Here is a 9867-nt window from a genome sequence, read left to right on the forward strand (position 1 = left end):
TCCCGTGCTGGGGTACGGGCCGAATATACGGCCCGTACCCCCGTACCCCCGGAGCCGCGCGGGCACGGCCGGGTGCCGCCGTCAGCCGAAGAACACCCCGGCCTCCGTGTACAGACTGGGGTCGACCGTCTTCAGCTTGGCGGTGGCCTCCGCGATCGGGACGCGGACGATGTCGGTGCCGCGCAGCGCCACCATCTTGCCGAAGTCGCCGTCGCGGACGGCCTCGATGGCGTGCAGCCCGAAGCGGGTGGCGAGCCAGCGGTCGAAGGCGCTGGGCGTCCCGCCGCGCTGGACGTGCCCGAGGACCGTGGTGCGGGCCTCCTTGCCGGTGCGCCGCTCGATCTCCTTGGCCAGCCACTCCCCGACGCCGGAGAGCCGGACATGCCCGAAGGAGTCCAGAGTGCCGTCCTTGAGGACCATGTCCCCGTCCTGGGGCATGGCGCCCTCGGCGACGACGACGATCGGCGCGTAGGAGGCCTTGAAGCGCGAGGTCACCCAGGCGCAGACCTGGTCCACGTCGAAGCGCTGCTCGGGGATGAGGATGACGTTCGCGCCGCCGGCCAGGCCCGAGTGCAGGGCGATCCAGCCCGCGTGGCGGCCCATCACCTCGCAGACGAGGACGCGCATGTGCGATTCGGCTGTGGTGTGGAGGCGGTCGAGGGCCTCGGTCGCGATGTTGACCGCCGTGTCGAAGCCGAAGGTGTAGTCGGTGGCGGAGAGGTCGTTGTCGATGGTCTTCGGTACGCCGACGACGTTGATGCCGTACTCGTCGCCCAGCCGCGCGGCGACGCCCAGGGTGTCCTCGCCGCCGATCGCGATGAGCGCCTCGACCTCCTGCTTGGCGAGGTTCTCCTTGATCCGGCGGATGCCGTTCTCCTGCTTGAGGGGGTTGGTGCGCGAGGAGCCGAGGATGGTGCCGCCGCGCGGCAGGATCCCGCGCACGGCGGGGATGTCGAGCCGTACGGTGTCGCCTTCGAGCGGCCCTCGCCAGCCGTCCCGGTAGCCGACGAAGTCATAGCCGTACTCCTGCACGCCCTTGCGGACAATGCCCCGGATGACGGCGTTGAGCCCGGGGCAGTCGCCGCCTCCGGTCAGTACTCCGACCCGCATGGAAAGTCCCTTCGCCACGATTGGCTGTCGGACTCACGCTAATAGTGACCCTCGTCACTTCGGCATGGTGCGGACGGGCTGTTCCAGTGAAATGTCGGGTAGTTGATCAATAGATCACCCGGAAGGTGGCATCTGTGGCGGTCACGCCCCGTCCAGGCCGCGCTCTATGGCGTAGCGGACCAGCTCGACGCGATTGTGGAGCTGGAGCTTGCCCAGGGTGTTCTGGACATGGTTCTGGACGGTGCGGTGGGAGATGACCAGGCGTTCGGCGATCTGCTTGTAGCTCAGGCCCTTGGCGACCAGGCGCAGCACCTCGGTCTCCCGGTCGGTGAGCTGCGGCACCCTCGGTTCGTCGGTGCCCGTGGCCGGAGCGGGTTCCGAGGCCAGCCGGCGGTACTCGCCGAGGACCAGACCCGCGAGGCCCGGGGTGAACACGGGGTCGCCGACGGCCGTCCGGCGCACCGCGTCGGTCAGCTCCTCCGCGGACGCCGACTTCAGGAGGTAGCCGGTCGCGCCGGACTTCACCGCCTCCAGCACGTCGGCGTGCTCGCCGCTCGCCGACAGGACCAGGACGCGCAGGGACGGGTCGGCGCCGACCAGCTCCTTGCAGACCTGGACACCGGGCTTGGCGGGCAGGTTCAGATCGAGGACGAGGACGTCGGGTGCGACCGCCAGCGCGCGGCGCACGGCCTGTTCGCCGTCGCCGGCGGTCGCGACCACGTCGAACCCGGCGGCCTCCAGGTCCCGGGCCACGGCGTCACGCCACATGGGGTGGTCGTCCACGACCATCACCTTGATGGGGTTCTCCCCCGCCCGCGGCTGGTCCGCGGTCCCGCCCGTCATCGTCCTACCGTCGCCTTCGTCATCGTGTCTTCGCCTTCCCCCGCGCGTCCTTCGGTACCTTCAGCTCGACCTCGGTGCCCTGTCCCGGGACGGAGATCAGCTCCGCCGTGCCGCCCAGTTCGCGCAGCCTGCCGCGGATCGAGAGCGCCACGCCGAGCCGCCCCTCGCCCTCGGCCTGGGCGAGCCGCCCCTCCGGGATGCCGGGGCCCTCGTCGCGGACCGTCACGATCACGGCGTCCGGTTCGTCCTCGACCAGGATCCAGGCGCGGGCGTCCTCACCCACGTGCCTGCGGACATTGTCCAGGGCGGCACCCACGGCCGCGGCCACTTCCCGCGCGGCGGGCGGGTCGAGCGGCACCGGCGCGCCGGGCTCGGAGAGAGTCACGCGCGCGGTGGCGTACGGGGCGAGCAGGGCGCGCAGATCGAGCGGCCCCTGGGGATCCTCGTCGTCGGGTTCGTCGACGGCGCGCACCAGCGCGCCGAGCGCGGCGTCCTCCGACACCCGGGAGACGGGCACCAGACCGCCCGACACCAGCGTGCGCAGCGCGGCCTCCTGCTCACCGGCCATCCGGCCGAGCTCCGCGGCCTCGCCGCCGAGCGCGCTGCCGCGCCGCTGCACCATGGCGAGGACCTGGAGCACGCCGTCGTGGATGTCCCGGGCGAGACGCTCACGCTCCCGGGTGGCCGCCTCGATCTCCAGGGCGCGGGCGAGGGTGCGCTCGGAGGCGCGGGCGACCTCGACGACATAGCCGATGGCGATGGAGGCGACCCAGACGAGGATCACGTTGTGCACGGTGTCCCGGGTCGGGGCGCCGCGCTCGACGATGTTGGCCACGGCGACGAGCGTGGAGGCGAAGGCCGCCCAGCGCCAGCCGCCCTTGATCGCGAAGGCCAGGACGGCGCCGGCCGTCCAGATCGACGGCAGCGTCGGGCCGCCCGCGTCGATGCGCGAGGCGGAGTCGGCGACGCGGGTGAGCAGGATGCCGGTCAGCGCGACGGTGAGGTCGGCGGCGAGGAACCGCTTGGTGCAGTTGGCCGCGCCGGAGACCCAGGGGAGCGTGGCCAGCGTCCAGACGAGCAGGAACGCGAAGAACGCGACGGCGACCCACGGGCGGTCGAACTTGTCGTACGTCGTGGCGAAGAGCCCGATCGCGTACAGCACGGTCAGCACCCGGTAGCCGGCCAGCGCACGCCACAGCGGCTGCTCGACCGACATCCTCATGACTCTCTCGCGCTTGGCCATGCCCCCCACCCCACCCTGCCCCGCCCTGCCGACGTCCCTACGGACGCTCCTGGGAGCCGGACCGTTGCCTGTCGGCCGGCTCGGTCTCCCCCGTGTCCCCCGAACCGGCCGGCGGACCGGGCTGCTTCACGTCTTGCTCCGCGGGCTGCGCCTCGGGAGCGGCCTGCGCCTCGTCGGGAGCAGCCTGCTTCTCTTCGGGAGCCGCCTGCGCCTCGTCGGGAGCGGTCTGCTTCTCCGCCCGGGGCTCGGGCTGTTCCCCGGCCGTCTGCTTCGCGGCCTGCTCCGCCTGCTTCTCGGCCTGCTTCTCCGCCTGGGCGAGTGCCGCCCTGGCCGCCTTCTCGGCGTCCTTCTCGGCCTTCGCCGCATCCGCGATCTGCCGCTTGGCGGCCGTCGCGTACATGTCGACGTACTCCTGCCCGGACAGCTTCATGATCTCGTACATGACCTCGTCGGTCACCGCGCGGAGCACGAACCGGTCGTGCTCCATGCCGCTGTAGCGGCTGAAGTCCAGCGGCTTGCCGATGCGGATGCCCGGACGCATCAGCTTGGGCATCAGCTTGCCCGGCGGCTGGATCTTCTCGGTGTCGATCATCGCCACCGGGATGACGGGCGCGCCGGTGGCGAGGGCCACGCGCGCGAGGCCGCCCGGCTTGCCGCGGTAGAGGCGGCCGTCGGGCGAGCGCGTGCCCTCCGGGTAGATGCCGAACAGCTCACCGCGCTCGATCACCTCTATGCCGCTCTTGATGGCCGCCTCGCCCGCGCCGCGCGCGCCGGAGCGGTCCACCGGGAGCTGGCCGACGCCCTTGAAGAAGGCGGCCGTCATCCGGCCCTTGATGCCCGGGGTCGTGAAGTACTCGGCCTTCGCGATGAAGGTCACCTTGCGTTCGAGGACCGCCGGCAGGAAGAAGGAGTCCGAGAACGAGAGGTGATTGCTCGCCAGAATGGCCGGGCCCTCGGCGGGGATGTTCTCGAGGCCTTCCACCCAGGGTCTGAAGGCGAGCTTCAGCGGCCCTCCGATGGAAAACTTCATTGCGCCGTAGATCACCCGCGTGCCTCCTGTGTCGTAGATCAGACCTTAACCCGGAGCACCGTCGAAGGACCCGACGACCCTGGTCGGTGTCAGTACGGTCGCGTACGGTGAAACACACCCGGAGTCGTTTTCCGCCCAACTCATGAACAGGAGACCGAGGTGCCGGTCCTTCCTGGAGCCGAGCCGTTCCGCCACGACGGCGGAGAGGTCGGCGTCCTTCTCTGCCACGGTTTCACCGGCTCCCCGCAGTCACTGCGTCCCTGGGCTGAGTATCTCGCCGACCGCGGTCTGACCGTCGCGCTGCCGCTGCTGCCCGGGCACGGCACCCGCTGGGAGGACATGCAGCTCACGGGCTGGCAGGACTGGTACGCGGAGGTCGACCGCGAACTGCGCGCGCTGCGCCGGAACTGCTCGCGGGTGTTCGTCTTCGGGCTCTCGATGGGCGGCGCGCTGGCGCTGCGGCTGGCGGCCAAGCACGGCGACGACATCGACGGCATCGTGATCGTCAACCCGCTGAACAAGGTGCACGGCCCGGCCGCGCGCCTGCTGCCGGTCCTGCGGCACCTGGTTCCGTCGACGAAGGGCATCGCGAGCGACATCGCGAAGGAGGGCTCCGAGGAGATCGGCTACGGCCGGGTGCCGCTGCACGCCGCGCATTCGATGCGCCGGCTGTGCGCGGTCGTGGACGCGGAGCTGCCGCAGGTCACCCAGCCGCTCCTGCTGCTGCACAGCCTCCAGGACCATGTGGTCTCCCCCGCCGACTCGGCGCGCATCCTCGGACGGGTGTCCTCCACGGACGTGACGGAGATCGTGCTGGAACAGAGCTACCACGTCGCGACGTTGGACCACGACGCGGACCGGATCTTCGAGGAGAGTCACTCCTTCGTCACCCGGCTCGCGCCCGGTGCCGGCAAGGAGGCCGACGCCGGTCGGGTCGGCGGGCAGGAAGGGACGACAGCCGGTGACTGAGCACGACGCGGACCGCGGCGATTCCGAGGAGAAGGGCGTGCCCGTCGGCGAGCCGCTCGACGGTGCCCGTGGCGAGGGGCTCGGTGACGCGCTCACCGAGCCGGCGGGGGACCCGCTCGGAGAGTCGTCCGGTGAGGCCCTCGGGAAGTCCGCCGACGACGAGCAGAGCGTGCCCTTCGACGAGGAGGCCGCCTGGAAGTCGATCGTCGAGGGATACGGCGCGGAGCCGCCGGACCCGCCCGGCTCGCGGCCCTTCCGGTCGATCGAGGACCTGGCGCTCCCCGAGCCGGGTCCTGACACCGGCTCCGGGACCGGCGGTGACGGCTCCGGTGACGGCACCGGCTCCGGCACCGGCACCGGCGAGGACGACGCCCCGGCTCCGGGAGCGGGGTCCGAGCCGGAGGCCTCCGGCGATCTGCCCTCCGCCGTCAAGCCGCTCGGCAGTTCGATCTCGTTCGCGCCCGGTGTCGGCGGCCCGCGGGACTACCGCTCGCCCGAGCCGTCCGAGGACGACTTCGACGAGGACGACGAGGGCCACTTCGTCCCGCCCGAGCCGCCCCCGCTGCCCGCCGCGGACACGACCGCCAAGTTCGCCTGGCTCGGCGTGCTCGGCGGCCCCGCCCTGCTGCTGCTGGCCGTCCTGTTCGGCTGGGACATGACCTGGTGGCTCACCACCCTCGGCATCGGCGGTTTCCTCGGCGGCTTCGCCACGCTGGTGACACGCATGAAGGACGACGACGAGGACCACGAGGACCCGGGGCGCGGCGCGGTGGTCTGACCGCGGATCGCGGCCCCGGGCGCGGCGGGACACTCCCTGGGTCGGACACGGCCTAGGACGCGGGCACTCTGAGGGCGGCCAGTACGGGCAGATGGTCCGTGGCCGCCCTCAGGTCCGCTTCGCTCACGCCGGGAAGACCGAGCGGCACCCCGCAGCCGAGTACCTCGATGCCGGACGTGGCGAAGAGGGCGTCGATGCGCCGGTCGGGCCCCGCGAACGTCCAGGTGTGCTCCCCGCCCCAGGGCCGGGTCGCCCAGCCGTCCTGGAGCGCGCCCGCCAGACGGCGGAACGTCGGTCCCGCCGGGCCTTCGTTGAGGTCGCCGCCCGCGACGGCGTGCGGGGTGCCGAGACCGGCGAGCCGGTCGAGGAGCATGCCGCCCTGCTCGTGGCGCTCGTCCTTCCGGAGCGACAGATGGCAGCTCAGCACGCCGAGCCGGGCGCCCCCGAACCGCACGACCGCCGTGGCGAAGCCCCGGCGGTGCTGCCCCGGGGTGAGCGGGAGCAGGACGTCCTCGGTGCGCTCCACGGTGGCCCGCAGCGTGCACAGCAGCGCGGGCCCGGAGGCGGTGGCGCCCCCCGACAGGGTGACGAGACCGGAGGCGGCGGCGAGACGTGCGAGCTTCTTGCGCCAGCGGAAGAAGCGGGGCGCCTCCTGGACCAGGACGAGGTCCGGTGCGCAGGCGCTGATCACTCGGGCGAGCGCGGCGGTGTCGTCGCGCATCGAGCGGATGTTGTAGCTGAGCACGCGGATCACGGCCGAGCCGTCGGCTTCGGTGCGGGACGCGGGCAGCGGACTGGCGGAGGACCTGGTCGGCATGGCGATCAAGATACGCGCCCGAAGCCCGAGGAAAGGGCCGAAGAGGCACATGCCTCGCCTTCGGGCGGTAAAAGGCGCGGACACGTCCGCGCCCGCCGTCCTGTGCGGGGGCGGCGGGCGCGGTCGTGCGAGACGGGCGGGACCTACATGATCGGGTCGGGCTCCCGGGCCAGGTCCGCCGCTCCGACGAGACCCGCCTTGTTGCCGAGCTGCGCGGCGATCACTTCGGCGACCGGACGCCAGTTGCCGCCGACCAGCCAGCGCTTGTACGACTTACGGATCGGGTCGAGGACCAGCTCGCCCTCGTCCGACAGGCCGCCGCCGACGATGAAGGCGGACGGGTCGAAGAGCGAGGCAAGGTCGGCCAGACCCGCGCCGGCCCAGCGGGCCAGCTCACGGTAGGAGTCCACCGCGACGTGGTCGCCCTGCCGGGCGGCCATGGAGATGTGCTTGCCCTCGATGCCGTCGGGGGTGCCGTCGCCGAGCCCCAGGAGGACCTCCGCCGCCTCCGGGGTCGCGTTGGCCCGCTGCTTCGCGTACCGGACGAGCGCGCGCCCGGAGGCGTACTGCTCCCAGCAGCCCTGCGAGCCGCAGCCGCACAGCAGTCCGTCCGGGACCATCCGGATGTGGCCGAACTCGGCGGCCACGCCGAAGTGGCCGCGGCGCAGCTTGTTGCCGATGATGATGCCGCCCCCGAGGCCCGTGCCCAGGGTGATGCAGATGACGTTGCGGTGGCCCTTGCCCGCGCCGAACTTGTACTCGCCCCAGGCGGCCGCGTTCGCGTCGTTCTCCACGACGACCGGCAGGCCCACACGCCGCTCGACCTCGGCCTTGAGCGGCTCGTTGCGCCAGTCGATGTTCGGCGCGAAGTAGACCGTCGAGCGCTGGCGGTTCACATATCCGGCGGCACCGATGCCGACACCGACGATGTCGTGCCCGGCGCGCGCGCCCTCCACGGCCGAGGCGATGGCGTCCACGATGGCCTGCGGCGTGGTCGGGGTCGGCACCTTGTGCGTCGAGAGAATATTGCCTTCCTCGTCGACCACACCGGCCGCGATCTTCGTGCCGCCGATATCGACGCCGATGGTGAGTCCCATGAATCCCTCAGTTTCGGTCGAGCCCCGCTACGGCCAACCGTACCCGAGGGGCGATTAGTCCAAGTCGATGTGCTCGCCCGGACCGGACTCGTCGTCACGGGAACCCGTGTCCCGAGTGGTCCAGCGACGCTCCTGGTTCTCGACGGCCGAGCGGTAGGCGGCGAGCAGTTCCGAACCCGCGGCGGCGAGGTGGTCGAAGACCTCGGGGTTGCGCTCCAGTACCGGTTCCACGGCGGCCTTGGCCTGCTGCACGACCTGGCTGACCATCTGCTGGGCGGTGCCGGAGGCGACAGCGCCGAACAGCGGCGACTGGAGTCCGGAGAGCTTGTCGGCGACGGCGTCGACAAGTTTGCGCAGTTCCTCGGCGGCCGAGCCGGGCGGCGGGCCCTGCTGGGCGCGGCGGCGGGCCTTCTCCGCGGCGAGGTCCTCGGCGCAGGCCGTCGCCCAGGCGTCGTCGTCGGTGGCGTGCGCTTCCTCGACGTGTACCTCGTCGACACGCACCTCGTCGGCCGTCTCCTCCTGAGCGGCCTCGGACGGTGGGCGCTCTTCGCTCATGGCGGGACTCCTGCCTACGTTTTCCTTGCTTTCGACGTTACCCGAACGGGGGTATCCCGTTCACCGTGCCGGTGCCCCGGATCGCGCCACGGTCACTTCTCGCGCGGCCAGAGCCCGGGATCCGGTGCGAAACGGACCCGCAGCTCGCCCTCGCGCAGTGCGGCTCCGGCCACCGTGCAGCGGCGGAGCGCGGACGGCAGGGGGACGATCCTGCGGAACTGGCCGACGGTCACGACGAGTTCGTCGCCGCGCCGGATGAGGTCGAGTTCGTCGCGTATCGCTCCGGGCAGCGGAATGTGCCACACGAGCACGCCGTCGTCGGCGAGACGGTCGGTGACGGGCCACTCGACCGGGGTGGGCGCGGTGTTGACGCCGGGCACGGGGAGCGCGGCGAGGTCGTCGGTGCCGCGCGGGTCGTGGCCGCGGTGCGGGACCTCGTCGACCGCGTACGTCTCGCGCCACTCGTCCAGGGCCTTGCGCTGCTGGGCCGCGAGGGCTCCCAGCCAGGCGTCGTTGGTGGCGCCGGGCAGCACCCGGTTGGCCACGAGGCTGTCGACGGGCAGTCCGCGCAGGGCGAGGGCGGTGGCGGCGGTGCGGACGGCGTCCGTGCCGGCCGGTCCGGGTTCGGCGACCAGCCGTACGGTCGTGGCACGGTCCTCGACCACCGCCTGGACGGCGGCCAGTTCGACGTCCCAGCGCCCCGCGGTCTCGTACAGCCACTCGGCGGGCATGGGAACCCCCGCGAGCCGTCCGAGGACCGGGCGCAGGGCGCGGGCCGCCTGGCGCTCCGGCGGGAGCAGGCGGCGCAGATAGCGGCGGAGCTCCTCGGGCAGGGCGAGGAGGGCGAGGGCCTGGGGGGCCGGGGGCAGGTCCACGACGAGCAGGCCGTACGACTCCGACAGCGCGGCGTCGCGCAGGGCGCGCAGGAGGGCGAGTTCCTCGGCGCCGGGGAGCGGGGTGACCTCCTCGGCGTCCAGGCGGGAGGCGCCGAGGAGGTCGAGGGCGGTGGTGGCGCGGCGCTGGAAGGCGGTGAGGTCGTCACGGAAGCGGGCGGCGGCGTCGGGGCGCCAGGCGGTGAGGCCGGGGGCGGCTTCCACGGGGTCGGGGCCGGTGGGGACGCCGAGGACGGCACCGAGGGTGTCGGTGCGGTCGGCGGTGAGCACCAGGGTGCGGGTGCCCTCGCGGGCCGCCCTCAGCGCGGTGGCCGCGGCGACGGTGGTACGGCCTGTGCCGCCTTGGCCGGTGATCAGGATGGTGCGCATGGGGGTGAACGCTACCGGTGCGGCGGCCTCGGCGGTTTTCGGGCCCGGGTCCGGTTCGGGTCGGGTTCGGTCCGGTGGGTGGGTCGGGGCCGTGCCGGTGCATCAGCCCGTCGCCGTTGGGTGAGGCGTGAGCGTCGGTGGCGACGGGCATCGATGTACCGGC

General features: G+C 72.5%; 9 protein-coding genes and 1 pseudogene. 2 read left to right on the forward strand and 8 right to left on the reverse strand.

From position 1 onward, the window contains the following. Positions 1 to 81: 81 nt before the first annotated feature. From ACWEBX_RS26910 to ACWEBX_RS26925, 4 genes and pseudogenes are all read right to left on the reverse strand, one after another. A complete protein-coding gene (locus ACWEBX_RS26910; RefSeq protein ID WP_451887386.1) occupies positions 82 to 1110 on the reverse strand; it encodes a 6-phosphofructokinase in 1029 nt (342 codons plus the stop codon). 141 nt (positions 1111 to 1251) lie between these two features. Next, positions 1252 to 1953 (reverse strand): response regulator, encoded by a 702-nt coding sequence (locus tag ACWEBX_RS26915; protein ID WP_451887387.1) that lies wholly within the window; start codon positions 1951 to 1953, stop codon positions 1252 to 1254. Positions 1954 to 1972: 19 nt separating this feature from the next. Next, complete coding sequence (macS, locus tag ACWEBX_RS26920) at positions 1973 to 3196, reverse strand: MacS family sensor histidine kinase (protein ID WP_451887388.1); 1224 nt, start codon at positions 3194 to 3196, stop codon at positions 1973 to 1975. 274 nt (positions 3197 to 3470) lie between these two features. Continuing rightward, a pseudogene (locus tag ACWEBX_RS26925) lies at positions 3471 to 4226 on the reverse strand (lysophospholipid acyltransferase family protein); the annotation flags it as partial. 159 nt (positions 4227 to 4385) lie between these two features. Between ACWEBX_RS26925 and ACWEBX_RS26930 the strand changes: the two are divergent. Further along, the gene (locus ACWEBX_RS26930; RefSeq protein WP_451887389.1) at positions 4386 to 5195 is read left to right on the forward strand and encodes an alpha/beta hydrolase; all 810 of its coding nucleotides are present in this window, start codon (positions 4386 to 4388) and stop codon (positions 5193 to 5195) included. After that, positions 5188 to 5973: a hypothetical protein gene (locus tag ACWEBX_RS26935; protein ID WP_451887390.1), complete on the forward strand. Its 786-nt coding sequence runs from the start codon at positions 5188 to 5190 to the stop codon at positions 5971 to 5973. The genes ACWEBX_RS26930 and ACWEBX_RS26935 overlap by 8 nt, the downstream gene beginning before the upstream one ends. Before the next feature lie 52 nt (positions 5974 to 6025). Here the strand turns inward: ACWEBX_RS26935 and ACWEBX_RS26940 are convergent, their stop codons facing one another. The 4 genes from ACWEBX_RS26940 to ACWEBX_RS26955 all read right to left on the reverse strand — a co-directional run bounded on the left by ACWEBX_RS26940 (position 6026) and on the right by ACWEBX_RS26955 (position 9704). Beyond that, positions 6026 to 6790, reverse strand: coding sequence for an endonuclease/exonuclease/phosphatase family protein (locus ACWEBX_RS26940; protein ID WP_451887391.1), 765 nt, complete (start codon positions 6788 to 6790; stop codon positions 6026 to 6028). Positions 6791 to 6933: 143 nt separating this feature from the next. Then, the gene (locus tag ACWEBX_RS26945; protein ID WP_384784773.1) at positions 6934 to 7887 is read right to left on the reverse strand and encodes an ROK family glucokinase; all 954 of its coding nucleotides are present in this window, start codon (positions 7885 to 7887) and stop codon (positions 6934 to 6936) included. Positions 7888 to 7941: 54 nt separating this feature from the next. Next, positions 7942 to 8442, reverse strand: coding sequence for a DUF5304 domain-containing protein (locus ACWEBX_RS26950; protein ID WP_451887392.1), 501 nt, complete (start codon positions 8440 to 8442; stop codon positions 7942 to 7944). A gap of 92 nt (positions 8443 to 8534) precedes the next feature. Further along, a complete protein-coding gene (locus ACWEBX_RS26955; protein WP_451887393.1) occupies positions 8535 to 9704 on the reverse strand; it encodes an ArsA family ATPase in 1170 nt (389 codons plus the stop codon). Between the last annotated feature and the right edge of the window lie 163 nt (positions 9705 to 9867).

The sequence above is a fragment of the Streptomyces sp. NPDC005070 genome, from assembly GCF_053600395.1.